Annotated in this window: 17 protein-coding genes; 9 read left to right on the forward strand and 8 right to left on the reverse strand. The window is 65.6% G+C overall.

Going from position 1 to position 16,933, the window contains the following annotated elements; genetic code table 11:
- Positions 1 to 215 precede the first annotated feature (215 nt).
- The 5 genes from ACXAJT_RS09395 to ACXAJT_RS09415 all read left to right on the forward strand — a co-directional run bounded on the left by ACXAJT_RS09395 (position 216) and on the right by ACXAJT_RS09415 (position 5,942).
- Positions 216 to 2,720: a GcvT family protein gene (locus ACXAJT_RS09395; protein ID WP_475234717.1), complete on the forward strand. Its 2,505-nt coding sequence runs from the start codon at positions 216 to 218 to the stop codon at positions 2,718 to 2,720.
- A gap of 240 nt (positions 2,721 to 2,960) precedes the next feature.
- Positions 2,961 to 3,659 (forward strand): hypothetical protein, encoded by a 699-nt coding sequence (locus tag ACXAJT_RS09400; protein WP_475234718.1) that lies wholly within the window; start codon positions 2,961 to 2,963, stop codon positions 3,657 to 3,659.
- Between the two features lie 83 nt (positions 3,660 to 3,742).
- Positions 3,743 to 4,192 carry a YtoQ family protein gene (locus ACXAJT_RS09405; RefSeq protein WP_475234720.1) on the forward strand — a complete coding sequence of 150 codons (450 nt, stop codon included), beginning with the start codon at positions 3,743 to 3,745 and terminating at the stop codon, positions 4,190 to 4,192.
- 308 nt (positions 4,193 to 4,500) lie between these two features.
- Positions 4,501 to 4,923, forward strand: a complete 423-nt coding sequence (gene mscL / locus ACXAJT_RS09410; RefSeq protein WP_475234722.1) for a large conductance mechanosensitive channel protein MscL — start codon at positions 4,501 to 4,503, stop codon at positions 4,921 to 4,923.
- Between the two features lie 131 nt (positions 4,924 to 5,054).
- Positions 5,055 to 5,942, forward strand: a complete 888-nt coding sequence (locus ACXAJT_RS09415; protein ID WP_475234725.1) for a cation diffusion facilitator family transporter — start codon at positions 5,055 to 5,057, stop codon at positions 5,940 to 5,942.
- Between the two features lie 158 nt (positions 5,943 to 6,100).
- On the opposite strand, the gene ald is transcribed toward ACXAJT_RS09415, so the two are convergent.
- Entirely contained in the window at positions 6,101 to 7,219 is a 1,119-nt protein-coding gene (ald, locus tag ACXAJT_RS09420; protein ID WP_475234726.1) for an alanine dehydrogenase, read from the reverse strand.
- Between the two features lie 151 nt (positions 7,220 to 7,370).
- Between ald and ACXAJT_RS09425 the strand changes: the two genes are divergently transcribed.
- The 3 genes from ACXAJT_RS09425 (at position 7,371) to ACXAJT_RS09435 (ending at position 9,932) form a co-directional block, all read left to right on the forward strand.
- The gene (locus ACXAJT_RS09425) at positions 7,371 to 7,829 is read left to right on the forward strand and encodes an Lrp/AsnC family transcriptional regulator (protein WP_475234728.1); all 459 of its coding nucleotides are present in this window, start codon (positions 7,371 to 7,373) and stop codon (positions 7,827 to 7,829) included.
- Between the two features lie 112 nt (positions 7,830 to 7,941).
- A complete protein-coding gene (locus tag ACXAJT_RS09430; protein ID WP_475234729.1) occupies positions 7,942 to 9,522 on the forward strand; it encodes a GMC family oxidoreductase in 1,581 nt (526 codons plus the stop codon).
- A gap of 80 nt (positions 9,523 to 9,602) precedes the next feature.
- On the forward strand, positions 9,603 to 9,932 hold the full coding sequence (locus ACXAJT_RS09435) for an EF-hand domain-containing protein (protein WP_475234731.1): 330 nt from the start codon (positions 9,603 to 9,605) through the stop codon (positions 9,930 to 9,932).
- 170 nt (positions 9,933 to 10,102) lie between these two features.
- Here ACXAJT_RS09435 and ccoS read toward each other — a convergent pair whose 3' ends face one another.
- The 5 genes from ccoS to ACXAJT_RS09460 form a co-directional block, all read right to left on the reverse strand.
- A complete protein-coding gene (ccoS, locus tag ACXAJT_RS09440; RefSeq protein WP_475234733.1) occupies positions 10,103 to 10,264 on the reverse strand; it encodes a cbb3-type cytochrome oxidase assembly protein CcoS in 162 nt (53 codons plus the stop codon).
- On the reverse strand, positions 10,261 to 12,492 hold the full coding sequence (locus ACXAJT_RS09445; protein ID WP_475234735.1) for a heavy metal translocating P-type ATPase: 2,232 nt from the start codon (positions 12,490 to 12,492) through the stop codon (positions 10,261 to 10,263). Before ACXAJT_RS09445 ends, ccoS begins: the two co-directional genes overlap by 4 nt.
- A 4-nt stretch (positions 12,493 to 12,496) precedes the next feature.
- Complete coding sequence (locus ACXAJT_RS09450; protein WP_475234736.1) at positions 12,497 to 12,970, reverse strand: FixH family protein; 474 nt, start codon at positions 12,968 to 12,970, stop codon at positions 12,497 to 12,499.
- Positions 12,970 to 14,403 (reverse strand): cytochrome c oxidase accessory protein CcoG, encoded by a 1,434-nt coding sequence (gene ccoG / locus ACXAJT_RS09455; RefSeq protein ID WP_475234737.1) that lies wholly within the window; start codon positions 14,401 to 14,403, stop codon positions 12,970 to 12,972. Before ccoG ends, ACXAJT_RS09450 begins: the two co-directional genes overlap by 1 nt.
- Positions 14,404 to 14,493: 90 nt before the next feature.
- On the reverse strand, positions 14,494 to 15,372 hold the full coding sequence (locus tag ACXAJT_RS09460) for a LysR substrate-binding domain-containing protein (protein ID WP_475234738.1): 879 nt from the start codon (positions 15,370 to 15,372) through the stop codon (positions 14,494 to 14,496).
- Positions 15,373 to 15,389: 17 nt separating this feature from the next.
- On the opposite strand from ACXAJT_RS09460, the gene ACXAJT_RS09465 reads away from it, so the two are divergent.
- Positions 15,390 to 15,692 carry a hypothetical protein gene (locus ACXAJT_RS09465; RefSeq protein ID WP_475234740.1) on the forward strand — a complete coding sequence of 101 codons (303 nt, stop codon included), beginning with the start codon at positions 15,390 to 15,392 and terminating at the stop codon, positions 15,690 to 15,692.
- 133 nt (positions 15,693 to 15,825) lie between these two features.
- Here the strand turns inward: ACXAJT_RS09465 and ccoP are convergent, their stop codons facing one another.
- Both ccoP and ACXAJT_RS09475 read right to left on the reverse strand, forming a co-directional pair.
- A complete protein-coding gene (gene ccoP / locus ACXAJT_RS09470; RefSeq protein WP_475234742.1) occupies positions 15,826 to 16,713 on the reverse strand; it encodes a cytochrome-c oxidase, cbb3-type subunit III in 888 nt (295 codons plus the stop codon).
- Between the two features lie 13 nt (positions 16,714 to 16,726).
- Entirely contained in the window at positions 16,727 to 16,924 is a 198-nt protein-coding gene (locus ACXAJT_RS09475) for a cbb3-type cytochrome c oxidase subunit 3 (RefSeq protein ID WP_475234744.1), read from the reverse strand.
- Between the last annotated feature and the right edge of the window lie 9 nt (positions 16,925 to 16,933).

Below are 16,933 nucleotides of genomic sequence, written 5' to 3' on the forward strand. Positions count from 1 at the left end.
GGTGGTCTGGGTATCGAGGGCCTAAACCGAGGGGATGACGCAAAAGTTCCGCGGTTCTGACGAAAATATCCCCGCCGCTGAAACGTCGGGTCCGGTGGCGACGTCACAGTGCACGTCGCATGTCGCTTTCCAGCCATGGAAAGTCGGGGCGATCCTTCGGCGCCGCAGCATCGCCCGCTATGGATCGGGCAAATGCCTGCGGGAGATGCGGATAAATGAAGACAGACGTGAAAGCCCTTGTGGTTGGCGGCGGTGCCGTCGGAACCTCGATTGCCTACCATCTCGCCAAGGCGGGCTGGTCCGACGTGATGCTGCTCGAGCGCGACGAGCTGACCTCGGGCTCGACCTGGCACGCCGCTGGCCTGCTGCCCTATTTCAACATGAGCTATGCGACCACGCATATCCATGACTACTCGATCAAGTTCTATAAGACGCTCGAGGAAGAGACCGGGCTGAACGCCGGCTTCTCGGTGGTCGGCAACCTGCGCATGGCCCAAACCCAAGAGCGGATGGACGAGTACGAGCTCTATGCCACCACCGCCGACACCTGCGGCGTGCCCTATGAGTTCATGACCCCGGCGCAGATCAAGGAGCGCTGGCCGCTGGTCAACACCGACGACCTGCTCGGCGCGCTCTACCACCCGACCGACGGCTACATTAACCCCGCCGACGTCACCATGGCGATGGCCAAGGGCGCGCGTCAGCGCGGCGTGATGATCGAGCGTAAGTGGCAGGTCGACGGCTACGAGTGGAAGGGCGATCACTGGGAGGTGACCGTCACCAAGACCGCAGAGAAGGGCGGCAACCTGATCTCCACCGACGAGACCGTGGTGATCAAGGCCGAGCATGTGGTCACCGCCACCGGCAACCACGCGCAGCGCACCGCCAAGCTGCTGGGCATCAAGACCCCGGCGATCCCGGTCGAGCACCAGTTCATCGTCACCGAGCCCGACCCCGCGCTGCTGGAGTATCGCAACGCCGGCAACCCCGAGCACCCGGTGCTGCGCGATGCCGATGCCAAGTGGTACGTGCGCGAAGAGCGCGGCGGCTGGATCCTCGGCCCGTATGAACTTGGCGCTCCGGCGTGCTTCAAATACGGCGTGCCCGACAGCTTCCGTGCCGATCTCTTCCCGCTCGACCTCGAGCGCATCGAGGAAGAGTATATGTCGATGATCCACCGCATCCCGACCTCCGAGACGGTGGGCCTGAAGGACGATTTCAACGGCCCGATCTGCTACACGCCCGACGGCAACCCGCTGATCGGCCCGGCGCCCGGCCTGCGCAACATGTGGCTGGCAGAAGGCTTCTCGTTCGGCATCACCGCCGCCGGCGGCGCGGGCTATTACCTTGCCCAGCTGATGACCGAGGGCGAGGCCGAGATCGACATGGGCAGCCTCGATCCCAAGCGTTACGGTCAGGACTGGATGACCACCGATTACGCCGTGGCGAAGAACGAGGAAGCCTACGAGCACGTCTACGTCCTGCACCACCCCGACGAGGAGCGCGCGCGCGCCCGTCCGCTGCGCACCGCACCCGCTTACGAGCGGCAGAAGGCGCTTGGCGCGCAGTTCGGCTGCGTCAACGGCTGGGAGCGTCCGAACTACTACGGCCCGCTCGATGCCGACGACAGTTTCGACCATGACGCCCGCAGCTTCCGCCGCGGCGGCTGGTGGCAATACGCGATGGAAGAGGCCAAGGCGATCCGCGAGGGTGTCGGCATCATCGACGCCAGCGCCTTTGCCAAGCACGTGGTCAAGGGACCCGGCGCCACCGCCTTCCTCGATCACCTGACCTGCAACAAGCTGCCCAAGGTGGGGCGGATCAACCTGACCTACGCGCTGTCGATCAAGGGCACGACCCGCACCGAGTACACCATCGTGCGTCTGGCCGAGGATGAATACTACCTCGTCAGCGCCGGCGCGCTGCACGCCTACGATGAGGACTTCCTGCTCAAGGCGGCCGAGGACTTTGGCTTCGATCAGGGCTACTTCCACATTCAGGACGTGACCACGCAATGGGCGGTCTATGCCGTCGCCGGCCCCAAGTCGCGCGATCTGCTGAACGAACTGGTGCGCGATGCCGAGCCGGAAACCGTGCTCAGCAACAAGCGCTTCCCGTGGCTGTCGATGCGCAACATCGAGCTTGGCATGTGCCCGGTCCGCGCCATCCGCGTCGCCTACACCGGCGAGCTGGGCTGGGAGCTGCACGTTCCGGTGGAGATGGGTCTCTACCTGTGGGATCAGCTGATGGCCGCAGGCGAGAAGCATGGCCTGAAGCCGGTCGGCACCCGCGCGCAGAACTGGCTGCGTCAGGAGAAGAGCTACCGCGCCTACGGTCACGAGCTGGGCCGCGACGCGACGCCGATGGAGGCAGACCTGCCGCGCTTCATCGACCTGTCGAAAGACTTCGCCGGCAAGGCCGCGATGGAAGCGACCGGCGTGCGCTCGAAATGCGTCACGGTGCTCATCGACGGGCCGGAAGATGCCGATCCGTGGGGGCGCGAGGCGCTGTTCGACGGCGAAACCCGCGTCGGGCGTCTGACCTCGGGCGGCTATTCGGTGGCCTTCGGCAAGTCGATTGGCATGGGCTACGTGAAGCCCGAGCAGGCGGTGGCCGGAACCAAGCTGAAGGTGAAGATGCAGGGTAAGCTCTGGGATGCGGAGGTGACCGAGGACAGCCCCTACGATCCCACCAACGCCAAGATCCGCATCGACGGCTGAGGCATCGCCTCATCACAACACGGCTGGACCGGCCGGCGCCTCTGCGTCGGCCGGTTTCGCTTTTGCACAGGGCCCAATGCACAGGACCTAAACGCGGCGCGGCGCTAGGAGTAACTCTCGTCAAACTGGTGCTTGCCGCAGGATCTCGCGCGTATACTATGACCTGTGAGCGTCGCCGCGGACCGCCGGCCGGACCCCGTCGGCGCTATATTTTTGAAGCTATTTCAAAAGGATGGTGCCTTGAATATTTCGACCAGCCGATATCGCGCGGGGCTTTGCGCCTGCCTCCTCCCGTTGATCTGTGCGGCGCCGGTCGTGGCGCAGCAGGAAAAGAACCCCGAGGACCCCACGAAGATCGCCACCAAAGCGGGACTCTCCTATTCTGACGAACTGTCGGTCTCTGGCTCGCTGGCTTTCGGCCCGGTCACCAAGATCAACGCGCGCATCTCGGAAAGCGGCCAATGGTCGATCGGGGCCTCCTATCTGTTCTCCTTCGCCATCCTCACCTTTTCGGCGGCAGAGAACGAATTCGACAATGGTTCGGTTCAGACCCGCTACTCGCTGGGGGGCTTCGTGCCGCTGACCGCCATGGGCCTGAAGACCGGCAAGTGGCAACTGTTCTCGCCCTTCGGCTACACCTACAGCGAGGGCGAGGTGGCGGTGACCGATGTTGCCTTGCAGGAGACCTTCAATGTCGAAGTCAGCAACAACAGCGGCTACCTCGGCCTCTTTGCCCTGCGCCCGCTCAACGAGCGTCTGACCTTCCTGTCGGGGGGCATCTACACGCGCGGGTCGGATGATTTTCAGGGCATCTCGCTGGGCGGTGGCCTGTCTTACCACCTTGGAGAGAACGACACCGTCGCGCTCTTCGGCTCTTACATCGACAACGACTTCGGCGAGGAGCAGAAGCTCGGCGTCTCCTACCGGCACGAATTCTGAGCCCGCCGCGGCGGCTTTGCGGTTGTCTCAGGTCCTGCAGTGCATAGGTTGCGCGGCAACCAAGGACACGGAAGGAAAGCGGCATGGGCCTGAACGTCTATCTCTCGGGAGAAATCCACACCGACTGGCGCGAGCAGATCATCGAGGGGGCGCAGGGGCTCGACCTCACCTTCAGCGCGCCGGTCACCGATCACGCCGCCAGCGATGACTGCGGCGTGGCCATTCTTGGAGGCGAGGACAGCAAGTTCTGGCATGACCGCAAGGGCGCGCAGGTGAACGCGATCCGCACCCGCAAGGCGATTGCCGACGCCGATGTGGTGGTCGTGCGCTTCGGCGAGAAATACAAGCAGTGGAACGCGGCGTTCGACGCGGGCTACGCCGCTGCGATGGGCAAGTCGCTGATCATCCTGCAGCAGCCCGAGCATGACCATGCGCTGAAGAAGGTGGACGCGGCAGCGCTGGCCGTGGCGCGGACGCCCGTCGAAGTGGTGTCGATCCTGCGCTACGTACTGACCGGCGCCCTGCCGGAGTAAGTGGCTTGGGGGGCGATCTCCCCAGATTCTGCAGTGTTCCCCATTCGGGAGCCGGACGCAGGCGATCCGCTCGCGGCGCAGGGCTGCTGGATCGCCAAGCGTTGAGGAGCGCAGGGGGCGCTGCCCCCTCGCCGCTGCGCGGCTCACCCCCGGCGTATTTTTAAAGAGAAGAAGAGCAAGGGGCGCTTCGGTGCGTCGCGCCCCCATCAGGTGGCGCGTTTTCCGTGGCGTCATTTCTACATCTGTGCAACCTCTGGCTTCGGAACGCTCAAATCACCCGCATGGAACGGGGCAGAGGGACACGGTACATGATTCAGGAATTCAAGGACTTCATCGCCAAGGGCAACGTCATGGACATGGCGGTGGGCATTATCGTCGGTGCCGCCTTCACCGCGATCGTGAAGTCGCTGGTGGGCGATATCTTCAACCCGATCATTGCGTTGTTCACCGGCGGTATCGATTTCACTGGCTGGTTCTACGCGCTCGATGGCGGCGACTACGCCTCGCTCGCGGCGGCGCAGGAGGCCGGGGCGCCGGTCTTTGCCATCGGCAGCTTCCTGATGGCGGTCATCAACTTCTTCATCATCGCCTTCGTGGTCTTCATGCTGGTGAAGATGGTCAACCGCATTAAATCGGCTGCCGAGAAGCCCGACGAGGTTGCGCCAGAGGTCAAGACCGGGCCGTCGGAGCTGGATATTCTCATCGAGATCCGCGACGCGCTGAAGAACTGATCCGGGATTGGCCGGCGGCAGCCACGGCACCGGATGCATCGCGCCCTGCATCCGGGTGCCGGGCGCCATATCCGGGTTGCGGGCCTTGGACCGGCTTTGTACATCGCCCGGACCTTCCCCGGAGACTCGTTATGACCCGAAGCGTGAAAATCGCCGTTGGCAGCGTATTCGTCGGTATTCTCGTGCTGGCGATCAAGACCTTTGCGTGGTGGCTCACCGGGTCCGTGGCGCTGCTTTCGGACGCGCTGGAGAGCATCGTCAACGTCGCCACCGCGCTGGCCGCGCTGATGGCAGTGCATATCGCCGCGCAGCCCGCCGATGCCGATCACCCTTTCGGGCACCACAAGGCGGAATATTTCAGTGCCGTGCTGGAGGGGGTGTTGATCGTCGTCGCCGCGGTGCTGATCCTGCGCGAGGCATGGGGGGCGTGGCTCGCGCCGGAGCCGATCCAGCAGGTCGGGCTCGGCCTCGCGATCAACCTGTCGGCGGGCATGTTCAACGCGGTCTGGTGCTGGGTGCTGCTGCGTGAGGGGCGCAAGCTGAAATCACCGGCGCTGGTGGCCGACGGAAAGCACCTGCTGACCGATGTCTTTTCCTCGGCAGGCGTGGCGCTTGGCGTGGGGGCGGCGGCGCTGACCGGCTGGCTGTGGCTCGACGCGCTGCTGGCGGCGCTGGTGGCGGTGAACATCCTGTGGTCTGGCTGGCAGGTGATCCGCGCCTCGGTCGGCGGGTTGATGGACGAGGCGGTGCCCGAAGAGGATCTGTCGGAAATGCGCGCGATCATCTCGGCCAATGCCGAAGGCGCGGTGGAGGCGCATGACCTGCGCTCGCGCCGGGCCGGGCAGGCGATGTTTCTAGAGTTCCACCTCGTGGTGCCGGGCGAGATGAGCGTGGTCGAAGCACATGACATCTGCGACCGGATCGAACATGCGCTGCAGGATGCCATCGAAGGCTGCCGGGTGACCATCCATGTGGAGCCCGAGCACAAGGCCAAGCATTCGGGGATTGTGGTGCTCTGAAGAGCAAACGGTCGGGACGCCTGGGGGCAGGGGCGCTTAAGGGGCAGGGGCGCTGCCCCTCTTGGCCGCAGGCGGCCAATTCACCCCGGCGTATTTTCGAAGAGAAGAAGGGCGGGCACCGCAATGGGCCCGCCCTTGGCTTTTTCAGATCTGCCCGATCAGGCGGCGATGGCCTTTTCCGGGCTTTGCAGCGGCAGGTTCAGCGCGCGCGCCACTGCGGCATTGGTGATCTGGCCGTCGTGCACGTTGAGGCCGTTGCCCAGATGCGGGTCCTCGGCGCAGGCCACGCGCCAGCCCTTGCCGGCCAGCGCCAGCATGAAGGGCAGCGTGGCGTTGCCGAGCGCCAGCGTCGAACTGCGCGGCACCGCGCCGGGCATGTTGGCGACGCAGTAATGCTGGATGCCATCCACCGTGTAGACCGGGTCTTGGTGGGTGGTGGCCTTCGAAGTCTCGAAGCAGCCGCCTTGGTCGATCGCCACGTCGACCAGCACCGCGCCGGGTTTCATGATGCCCAGTTGCGCGCGGCTCACCAGCTTCGGTGCCGCGGCGCCGGGGATCAGCACCGCGCCGATCACCATATCGGCCTCGGCCAGCAGGTCGGCCACTGCGCCCTCGGTCGAGTAGCGGTTCTTGAAAAGGCCCCCGAAGGTCTCGTCGAGCTGGCGCAGGCGCGGCAGCGAGCGGTCGAGCACGGTGACATCCGCGCCCATGCCCGCGGCGATGCGCGCCGCATGGGTGCCGACCACACCGCCGCCCAGCACCAGCACATTGGCCGGGCCGACGCCGGGAACGCCGCCCATCAACACGCCGCGCCCGCCATTGGCCTTCTGCAGCGACCATGCCCCCATCTGCGGCGCGAGGCGCCCGGCCACTTCGGACATCGGCGCCAGCAGCGGCAGCCCGCCGCGGGCGTCGGTCACCGTCTCGTAGGCGATACAGGTGGCGCCCGAGGCCAGCAGATCCTGGGTTTGTTCAGGGTCGGGCGCGAGGTGCAGGTAGGTGAACAGAAGCTGCCCGCGGCTCAGCTGTTTGCGCTCCGCTGCCTGCGGCTCTTTCACCTTCACGATCATCTCGGCCTCGGACCAGATCTCCTCGGCGGTGGCGGCGATGCGGGCGCCGGCGGCGGTATAATCCGCGTCGGTGAAGCCAGCGCCAAGCCCGGCGCCCTGCTGCATGATGACCGCATGGCCATGCGCCACGGCCTCGCGGGCGGCGTTGGGCGTGAGGCCGACACGGAATTCCTGCGGTTTGATCTCTGTCGGGCAACCGATTTTCATGATAGCGCCTCCTCCTGGACTATTCGATTGGTCTCTCCTGCGGTCAGCATGCGCCTCCTGTGGTGCAATTTCCTTGCTGATTTGCCGCGGCCAAATCGCTATTGGGGGGAGAATCTTCGACCAGACCGCGATTTTTTCGAAAGACCCGAGCATGACCCTCGACGATATCGACCGCCGTATCCTGCGCGCTCTGCAAAAGCAGGGGCGCATGTCCAATGCGGAACTGTCGGAGAAGGTGAATCTTTCGGCCTCCGCCTGCCACCGCCGGGTGCAGCGGCTGGAAACCGAGGGCTATGTGAAGGACTACGTCGCGCTGCTCAACGCCCGCAAGATGGGGCTGGCGAGCACGGTCTTCGTCGAGATCCGGCTCAGCGCGCAGGCCGACGAAGTGCTTGAAGCGTTCGAGAAGGCGGTGGCGCGGGTGCCTGCGGTGCTTGAATGTCACCTGATGGCGGGGACGGCGGACTACATCCTCAAGGTCGTCGCCGAGGACACCGAGGATTTCGCCCGCATCCACCGCCAGTACCTCACCCGGTTGCCGGGGGTGGCGCAGATGCAGTCGAGCTTTGCCTTGCGGACCGTGTTCAAGACCACTGCGCTGCCGGTCTGATCGCGCGCGGCGGGCGCCGCACTCGGGTGGCATCTGCCTGCGTCGGCGTGACGCTTGCCGGCGCCTGCTTCCTTGTCCTACCGTCCTGCAGGCAGGCGGGGAGGAGAGGAATATGGCGTTCGATCATGTGATTGTCGGGGCGGGCAGCGCCGGATGCGTGCTGGCCAAGCGGCTGGCCGAGGGCGGGCGCCGGGTGCTGCTGCTGGAGGCCGGCGGGCGCGACACGTATCACTGGATCCACATTCCGATGGGGTATCTCTACTGCATCGGCAACCCCCGCACCGACTGGTGCTACCGCACCGCCGAGGAGAAGGGCCTCAACGGACGCGCGCTGCTCTACCCGCGCGGCAAGGTGCTGGGCGGCTGCTCGTCGATCAACGGCATGCTCTACCTGCGCGGACAGGCGGCGGATTACGACGGCTGGCGGCAGATGGGGCTGATGGGCTGGGGCTGGGACGATGTGCTGCCCTATTTCCGCAAGTCCGAGGATTACGTCGGCGGCGCCAGCGAGACACATGGCGCTGGCGGCGAGTGGCGGGTGGAGAACCAGCGCCTGCATTGGGACATTCTCGACGATTGGATGCGGGCCGCCGAGGCCGAGGGCATTCCGCGGACCGATGATTTCAACACCGGCGACAACGAAGGGGTTGGCTATTTCCGGGTGAACCAGCGCAATGGCTGGCGGATGAACACCGCCAAGGCGTTCCTGCGTACCACCCGCACCGACCGCCTGAAGGTCGAGACGCAGGCCCATGTCACCCGGCTGCTCATCGAGGACGCGCGGGTTGTCGGTGTGGAATACCAGCGCGATGGTCAGACCCATCAGGTGCGCCCCGAAGGCGAGGTAATCCTTTCAGCGGGCGCGGTGAATTCGCCGCATCTACTGCAAGTCTCGGGGGTGGGACCGGCGCAGCATCTGCGCGCGCACGGGATCGACGTGGCGCTGGATGCGCCCGAGGTGGGCAGCAATCTGCAGGACCACCTGCAACTGCGCTGTGCGTGGCGGCTCAGCGGTGCCAAGACGCTGAACACGCTGGCCAGCACGCTTTTCGGCAAGGGCAAGATCGGGCTCGATTACGTGCTGCGGCGGCGCGGCCCTATGTCGATGGCGCCCTCGCAACTCGGGGCATTTTCGCGCTCGCGCGAGGGCCTCGCATCGGCTGATCTCGAATACCATGTGCAACCGCTCTCGCTCGAGGCCTTCGGGCAGCCGCTGCACGATTTCCCGGCGATGACTGCCAGCGTCTGCAACCTGCGGCCCGAGAGCCGCGGTTCGGTGCGGTTGGCTTCGGGGGAGGCGCGGGAGGCGCCGGTGATTGCGCCCAACTACCTGTCGACCGAAGGCGACCGGCGCGTCGCGGCAGACGCCATCCGGCAGGTGCGCCGGATCATGGCGCAGCAGCCCATGGCGCGCTACCGCCCCGAGGAGTTGAAGCCCGGTCTGCAGTTGCAGACCGAAGAAGAACTGCAGCGCGCGGCGGGAGAGGTCGGCACGACGATCTTCCACCCGGTGGGTACGGTGCGGATGGGCGCCGAAGACAGCGCCCCGCTGGATGCGGAACTGCGCTTCCGTGGGCTTTCCGGGCTGCGGGTAGTGGATGCCAGCGTGATGCCGCGGATCGTGTCGGGCAACACCAATGCGCCGACGATCATGATCGCCGAGAAAGCCGCGGAGATGATGCTGCACGGCTAGGGCGGAACCGTGCTATGCTTTGAGGTGTTTGAGACTCAAGCCCTTTGGTCGCGCATGCCCTATGCAATTGGAGACATCTGATGAAACTTTTGCCTGCTCTCACCGTCCCCGCGCTTCTGCTCAGCCTTGCAGCGCCCGCCTTCGCTGGCGACTACGAGGTCTATGAAGACGTCCTGCCCGAGAACCGCGATCCCGACGGCGCGCTGTATTTCAGCCAGATGGATCTGGACGGCAACGGCGTGTTGACCCGCTCAGAAATCGTCGCCGCTTTTGGCGATGGGGCGTTCGATGCGATCATGGCGTTTGATGCGAACGCCGACTGGGAACTGACCCGCACCGAGATGCGCGCTTACGGCGATCTTGGCACCGGCGGCCCGGCAGGTTTGCTGCATGAAAGTGTCCGCGGCTGATCTTTCGCGCATCGAGGGGGCGCCGCCCCCTCGGCGCTGCGCGCCTCACCCCCGGGCGTATTTTTGAAGAGAAGAAGGGACATGCGCCCGTGCCTTCTTCTCTTCAAAAAATACGCATTCCAATGCCAGCGGCCCTCGAAACACCGGGTGTGTCGCGCCAAGCGCAGGGTCTAGTCCTGCTTCGGCCGATCGTCGTACTGGCCCGACAGGATGCGCTGCGCGTCTCCCTCGGGATCATCGTACTGCCGGGTCTTCACCGTGAAGATGAAGAAGGCGAGACCGAGCCCGCCAAGGATCAGTGAGATCGGGATGAGGTAGGCAAGAATGTTCATCTGGAAGCTTTCAGTCTCAGCGCATTGAGCGACACGGTGATCGAGGAGGCCGACATCGCCAGTGCCGCGATCAGCGGCGAGCAGAGCCCGGCGATGGCCAGCGGCACAGCGATGACATTGTACCACGTGGCGATCGCGAAGTTCTGGCGGATCCGCCGCGTTGCCTTGCCTGCCACCTCCAGCGCGCCGGGGATCGGCGCGAGTGTGGAGCCCAGCAGAACGATGTCCGAAGCGACCCGCGCGGCATCCAGAGCCGAGGCCGGAGAGATCGAGACATGCGCGCTGGCCAGCGCCGCTGTGTCGTTGAGCCCGTCGCCGACCATCAGCACGTGTTGGCCCGCCTTTGACAGCGCCTTGATCCGCGCCGCCTTGTCCTGCGGCAGCGCCTCGGCGATCCACTGCGGGATGCCGAGCCGGCGGGCGAGCGCTTCCACCGCCGCCGGGCCATCGCCGGAGATCAGGATCACCTGCTTGCCGCTGGCCTTGAGTTCGGTCACTGCCGCTTCGGCCCCGGCGCGCAGGCTGTCTTCGAAGGTGAAGGCCTGCGCCGGACCGTCGCCGACGCGCAGCCATGTGGCGGTCAGGGCGTTCTGGCCGCCGCCGGCCCAAGCGGCGCGGCCGAGACGGATCGCGCGGCCCTGCCATGTGCCTTGCGTGCCATGACCGGGGACCTCGGTGATCCCGGTCACCTCGGCGGCGGGGATGTTGGCGGCATGCAATGACGTGGTCAGCGCCATTGCCAGCGGATGCGCCGAGCCTTCGGCGAGGGCGCGGGCCAGCGACAGGTCGTGGCGGGTGAACGCGTCAAGATTGCTCACCGTCGGCGTGCCGGTGGTCAGCGTGCCGGTTTTGTCGAAAACCACCGTGTCCACATCCGCCAGCCGCTCCAAAGCGGTGCCGTCCTTGATCAGCAGGCCCTGCTTGAACAGGCGCCCCGACGCCGCGGTGGTCACCGCCGGCACCGCGAGGCCAAGCGCGCAGGGGCAGGTGATGATCAGCACCGCCGCCGCGATGTTGAGCGCCACGCGCAGATCGCCCGACCATGCCAGCCAGCCGAGGAACGCGAGAGCCGAGAGGATATGCACGCCGGGGGCGTAGAGCTTCGCGGCCTTGTCGGCAAGCGGGGTGTAGTTCTCGCGGCCAGACTCGGCCACGGCCACCAGATCGGCCATGCGGTGCAGCGAGGTATCGCGGCCCACGGCGCTGGCGCGGATCAGCAGCGGCCCGGTGAGGTTGATCTCGCCGGCGCTGACGCTCTGCCCGGGTTCGGCGTAGATCGGCCGCGTCTCGCCGGTGAGCAAAGCGCGGTCGAGTTCGGAGGTGCCTTCGGTGATCTCGCCGTCTACCGGCATGCGGCCGCCGGGGCGCACGCGGATCAGGTCGCCGACATGCAGTTCGGAGGCGGCGACCTGTTCCTCTCCGGTCTCGGTCACGCGCCATGCGCGCGGCACTTCCAGCGCCGAAAGCTCCTCGGCGGCGGAGCGGGCGATGGCGCGGGTGCGGTGATCGAGATAGCGGCCCGTAAGCAGGAAGAAGGTCAGCGCGATCGCGGCGTCGAAATAGGCGTGCTCGCCCGAGAGCATGGTCTCCCAGAGCGAGGTGGCGATGGCCAGCAGGATCGCCAACGAGATCGGCACGTCCATGTTCAGATGGCCGGCGCGCAGCGCGGTCCAAGCGTTGCGGAAGAAGGGCTGCGCCGAGAAGGCAATGGTCGGCAGCACGATGGCCGCCGAGACCCAGTGGAAGAGATCGCGCGTCGGCCCCCCTGCGCCCGACCAGACGGCGATCGACAGCAACATCACGTTCATCGCGGCAAAGCCCGCCACGGCGAGGCGCATCAGCAGATCGCGCCCGGCTTTGTCTGTGGCGGTGGCTGCCAGCGTACCGGCGTCCAGCTCATGCGCCTCGTAGCCCGCTGCCACGACCACCGGGATCAGGTCGGCGGCGGTGAGGTCCGGGCCTGCCTCGATGCGCACGCGCTTCTGGCTGAGGTTGACGCGGGCGCTGCGTACGCCGGGCACGGCTTCGAGCGCCGCTTCCACCGCTGTCATGCATGCGGCGCAGTGGATTGTGGGCAGCGACAGGGCCAGCCGCGCCTCCGTGGGCGCCGCCCGCTCGGCCAGCGTCTCGGCGGCGGGGGCCGCGGCGCAGGCGGGGCAGGCCGAGACCGGCGCAGAGACAGAGACAGGGGCAGGGGCGGGGGCCTGCGGGCGCAGGGCGGCGGTCATCGGCTCAGTCCTTGACGAAGAATTCCAAACGCTGCTCGAAGAGCGTGCCATCCTCGGCGCGGGCCTCGACCCAGAGGTTCCAATGGCCCTCGGCCAGCGTGTCGGCGGCAACGAACTGGCGCCCGTCAAAGAAGAACTCTGGGCTGTGGTCATCCTTCACATGGGTCGAGCGTCCGATCTTCACCGATAGCTCGGCGGGCTTCACCGGGCGCCCATCCGCGCCGGTGAACTGCACGGTGACGTTGTTCTCGCCGTGGCGCGCGGCGGCGGTCCATCCCAGCGCCTCTTGCTCGGCGCGGCGTTCGTCGAAGGTCTGGCTGGCGACGTAGGAGTTTTTCACCTCGAGGCCGGGGAAGGTGGCCACGGCGTTCCATGCCAGCGCGATGTTCACCGCGATGATCACGCCAAAGGCGCCGCCGAAAATCGCCAGCACGTGCCAGCCGGTGAGCTTGCGCCCGCTATCTTGTGCTTCGGTCATCAGTTGTCCCGTCCGTTGAAGATGGTTTCCTTGCCGGCGCGGTCGCCGGTGGTGAGGTCCTCGACCCAGATATGGAACGGGGTCCGCTCGGCCTGTGCTTCGGGCGTGTCCGCGGGCGCGGTCACATAGACCCTTTGAAGGTGCGTTTCATTGGCAGGCACGTCAACGGTGCCGTCGTCCTCGCCCTCAAGGCTGAGCACGAGGTTGGCATCGTCGCTGAGCGTGACCTCGAAGGGCCGGTCCTCGCCGTGCTTGTTGAGCAGCCGCACGTCGTAGGTGTTGCGGATCGACCCGTCGGAGAGCACCACGAAGGTGGGGTTGCGCACCGGCGCGACGGTGAGTTCGATCTCAGGGCGCATCACCAGCGCGATGAGCAGCCCGACCCCGACCAGCGACCACAGCGCGGTATAGAGCAGGACCCGCGGGCGGAAGATGTGCTTCCAGACCGGGCGCGGGGTGTTGCCCTCGCGCTCGCGGGTTTCGTCAGAGAGCGCGAGATAGTCGATCAGACCGCGTGGTTTGCCGATCTTTTCCATCACGTCGTCGCAGGCATCAATGCACAGCGCGCACGTTATGCAGGCGAGCTGCTGGCCATCGCGGATGTCGATGCCCATGGGACAGACGTTGACGCAGGCGTTGCAGTCGATGCAATCGCCGAGGTTTTCGGCGCCCTCGGCCTTGCGGTGCTTGCCGCGCGGCTCGCCGCGCCAGTCGCGGTAGCCGACGGTGAGCGTGTCTTCGTCCATCATCGCCGCCTGAATGCGCGGCCACGGGCAGGCGTAGATGCAGATCTGCTCGCGCGCGAAGCCGCCGAAAGCGAAGGTGGTGGCGGTGAGCAGCAGCATGGTGGTGTAGGCTACCGGGTGCGCGTTTCCGGTCACCAGATCGACCAGAAGCGTCGGCGCGTCGGTGAAATAGAACACCCAGGCACCGCCGGTGGCCAGCGCGATGAGGAACCAAGCCACCCATTTGGTCACGCGCAGGCGAACCTTGCGGACGTCCCATTTCTTTTGCCGGTGCAGGCGCAGGCGGGCGTTGCGGTCGCCTTCGATCCAGCGCTCAACGAGGATGAAGAGGTCGGTCCAGACGGTCTGCGGGCAGGCATAGCCGCACCAGACACGACCGAGGGCCGAAGTGAACAGAAAGAGGCCGAGTCCGGCCATAATCAGCAGGCCCGCGACGAAATAGAACTCGTGCGGCCAGATCTCGATGAAGAAGAAGAAGAACCGGCGGCCGGCCATATCGACCAGAACCGCCTGATCCGGCAGCTCTGGCCCGCGGTCCCAGCGGATCCAAGGCGTGATGTAGTAGATGCCCAGCAGCACGATCATCAGCACCCACTTGAGGTTGCGGAAGTGGCCGCGCACGCGGCGGGGGAAGATCGGCTCGCGCGCCGCATAGAGAGAGGGCGCGCCTGGTTGGGTATCGGACACCGTGCATACTCCGGTTCGAATCTGCCTGTGCCGCCCGTTCTGACGCCGCGCCCGCTGCCGAACCTTGATGTGCATCAATATGCATATCTTTCACTTAGCTTTCGCGGCTTCTCGTCGCAGCCAAGTGACGAAGAGGCGCAGCGGGGGGCGAAGAACTCCGGGGCGCACCACCAGATAATAGCCTTTCTTGCGGGTGTCCTCGAACAAAAGCCGCAGCCGCCCGGCGGCGATGTCGTCGTCCGCGAAAACCCGGGCGGTGATGGCGATGCCGTGACCCTGCCGCGCCGCTTCCAGCATCAGGTTGCCGGGCAGCGAGCTGATCCCCCGTCGGGTGTCACGGTCGATGCCGAATTGCGCGAACCATTCGCTGGCTTCGTTGGTGCCCAGTTCCTGCAACCAGTGATATTCGGTAAGGTCGGACGGATCGGAGATCTCGCAGGCACCGACCAGCCGTGGCGAGCCGACCAGAGCGATGGGCGATTCCACCAAGAGTTCGCTCTCGAGCCCCGGCCATTGCCCCGACCCGTAGCGCAGCGCGAGATCGACGCCGCCCGGCTCGAGCGGCGCGACCTTGGCCGAAGGGTCGATCATCAGGCTAATGTCCGGGTGCGCCTCGCGGAAACGCGCCAGCCGCGGCATCAGCCAAGAGGCGGCAAAGCTCGGGGTTGTGGTGATCATCAGCGGGCGCTCGGCCTCGGCGCCGGTCAGCGACGAAAGCTCCTGCGCGATGCGGCCAAAGCCATCGCTCAGCGCCTGTGCCAGTCGGGCACCTTCCTCGGTCAGTGTCATCGAGCGCCGCGAACGATCAAGAAGCCCAAGCCCAAGATGCGATTCGAGATTGCGGATCTGCTGGCTGATCGCCGCATGGCTGACGTTGAGAGCGGCTCCGGCTTTCTGAACAGAGCCGGTTTCCGCGTAGGCGGCAAAGGCCCGCAGGGCGGGCAAGGGGGGCAGGGCAGTCCAATCCATATGTCAATCAATCTTACATGTCTGAATTGTTCCTGACTCGCCTGAAAATGCCCTTTGGTCAATATGAGAGGGGCAAGAGCACGGTGATCAGGAGAAATGAAATGCTAGGAACTTACTCAAAAACTTTCATGATAGCGACGCGCATGGAAAATTTGGCGCCGTCTTCGGAATTGTCGCGCATGGCGCAGGATGTATTGCCCGAGACGGAAATTGCGCCTCGGCAGTCTAAAAAGGCTCGTGTTGGTCTGCTGCGGATGATCGGTGCAAAATTTCGGCGTGCCAAGAGCGGAATGGGCGTTGTCACACATTGCGAAGGCTAATCCGCGCTCGTCGACGCCTAATCGGCAGAAATCGCACAAATAAAGCGCCGCCCCCCGGAAACGCGCGAACAGGACGGGGTGCGGCGCTCAACCTCCGGGCCTGCGGGTCCGGAGGTATTCTTGTAGAGGGTTATTACTCGGAGGCTTCGCCGCCGCCGAGACCGTGAACATAGCTGGACACCGCGCGGATTTCGGCTTCCGACAGGCGCGCGTTCCAGTTCGGCATGACGCCGAAGCGGGCGTTGTAGACCGTCTCGTAGATGGTTTCGTAATCGCCGCCATAGAGCCAGATCGCGTCGGTCAGGTTCGGCGCGCCTTGGAAGCGGTCGCCAGTGCCGTCATCGCCATGACAGGCCGCGCAATTGTCGAGGAACAACGTCTCGCCCTCGGAGACAAGCTCGGCGTTCTGTGGTTCTTCGCCCGACAGGGTCATGACGTAGTTGCTCACAGCCGAGACCTGTTCGCGATCAAGCAGCCCGTCACGCCCGAAGGCAGGCATTTCCGAGTAGCGCGCGTCGGGGTCGTCCTCGTTCCGGATGCCGTGGGTCACCGTGTAGTGGATGTCCTCGATGGAGCCGCCCCAGAGCCAGTTGTCGTCAAGCAGGTTGGGATAGCCCACCGCGCCTGCCGCGCCCGAGCCGTGGCACTGCGCGCACCACGTGCGGAACACGGCGGCCCCGGCGTTCTGCGCATAGCTGCTAAGCTCCGGGTCGTCGGCGATCGCCGTCAGCTCGACCGAGGCAAGCTCCTCGTTGATCGGCGCGAGCTTGGCTTCCTGCGCCTCGATCTCTTCGGCGACGGCGCCGCGGGTCGAGTAGCCCAGCAGGCCAGCGGTGGCCGAGCGGACGCCGGGCCATGCCGGGTAGGCGATGGTATAGCCGACGCCCCAGACGATGGTGGCGTAGAAGATCATCAGCCACCACTTGGGCAGGGGCTTGTTGTACTCTTCGATGCCGTCCCAGGAATGGCCGGTCGTCTCGTAGTCGAGATCGTCTCTGTTGGTGTCTTTCTTGTCGCTCATGATCCTCGCCTCCTCACTTATGGGCGGGTGCTTCGTGCGCGCGCGCGGCGGCCGGAGCGTCGTCATTGCGCAGCGGGATGCTGGCGGCGTTGTCGTGCGCGTGCTTGCTGCCGGGCCGGAAGAGCCAGATCAGCATGCCAACGAAGAAGACGAACATCGCCAGAAGGCCCCAGCTGTCGGCGAAATGGCGCAGGGCGGAATAGGTGTCCATTGTGTCCCC

The organism is Salipiger sp. ABF4_146 (assembly GCF_056161345.1).